This is a genomic window from Legionella bozemanae (assembly GCF_001648595.1).
In the GTDB taxonomy this organism is placed as follows: Bacteria; Pseudomonadota; Gammaproteobacteria; order Legionellales; family Legionellaceae; genus Legionella; species Legionella bozemanae.
Window position 1 is genome coordinate 1 of record NZ_LBAW01000086.1, and the last position, 858, is coordinate 858.

The window sequence follows — 858 nt, forward strand, 5'->3', positions numbered from 1 at the left end:
TGGCCAAATTATCATTCATTAACGCTACATCGGCCGTTTCCAATGCCGTATCCGTCCCTTTGCCCATTGCAAAACTAATGCTGGCTTTGGCTAAAGCAGGTGCATCATTAATACCATCGCCTACCATGCCTACCGTTTGATACTGCGCCAAGAGTTGATTAATTGCTTGCAGTTTATCGGTAGGTAATACATTTGCCTTCACTTCATCAATACCCACTTGTTTCGCAATGGCATGGGCCGTTACTGCATTATCACCAGTCAGCATTGCTGTTTTTATCCCTTGCTCATGAAGCCTTGAAATAGCCCACTGACTGGACTGACGCAACGTATCAGCCACCGCAAACAGAGCAAGAACCGTATTGTTATTGCTTAAAATGACCGTGGTTTTTCCTTCTTCCTCCAATCGTTTCAGCTCTTTTTCTATTTCAGGATTGCATACGTGATTGTCTTCAGCCAGTTGGTGATTCCCTACATAAAACAGTTCCTTTTGCACCAACCCCTTCACGCCACGGCCAGGGAGCGCCTTAAACTCATCAATCTCTAATAAAGCAGTGTCAGACTGCTCTTGCTGCCAGTAAGTCACTAGAGCATGTGCTACAGGATGCTCCGAATGGCTATCAAGACTTGCTGCAATAAGCAGTAACTCTTCTTTTGTTCTACTCGAGTCATGAACAATAAAGTCCGTAACCACAGGTTTGCCTTCGGTTAAGGTGCCCGTTTTATCTAAGGCAATTAACTTTAACTGATGCCCAGTTTCTAAATAACTTCCACCTTTAATCAAAAGCCCATGCTTGGCGGCAGAGGCTAATCCGCTCACCACTGTTACCGGGGTCGAAATAACCAACGCACAAGGGCATG

General features: G+C 45.2%; 1 protein-coding gene. It reads right to left on the reverse strand.

Features of this window, described 5'->3' with window-relative positions:
- Window positions 1-858 (reverse strand): heavy metal translocating P-type ATPase (locus A8O27_RS18155; protein WP_154669268.1); only part of this gene is annotated, 858 nt, incomplete at both ends.